We start from the raw sequence: 237 nt of genomic DNA, 5'->3' as shown, positions 1-237 counted from the left end.
CCGGTGCCAAAGGCGAAAAAGGCGACAAAGGTGATACTGGTGAAAAAGGCAGCAGCGTCACTGGCGAAGTTGTAAATAACAATGACGGTACTCATACCATCACTATTACTAATGAAAGTGATGGCTCAGTCACTACTACCATCGTTAAAGACGGTAAAGATGGTAAAGACGGTGTAGACGGTAAGAACGCTAAAGCCGACGTCAAAGACAACGGCAATGGCACTCACACTGTAACCA

Annotated in this window: 1 protein-coding gene; it reads left to right on the top strand. The window is 46.0% G+C overall.

Annotated features, from left to right (window positions below):
• Window positions 1-237 (top strand): collagen-flanked surface repeat-containing protein (locus HMPREF2865_RS12170; RefSeq protein ID WP_168163633.1); only part of this gene is annotated, 237 nt, incomplete at both ends.

The sequence above is a fragment of the Neisseria sp. HMSC073G10 genome, assembly GCF_001812605.1.
GTDB lineage: Bacteria > Pseudomonadota > Gammaproteobacteria > Burkholderiales > Neisseriaceae > Neisseria > Neisseria subflava_A.
Note: the sequence above shows the minus strand (reverse complement) of the source record. Positions and strands in the feature narration are given on the sequence as shown.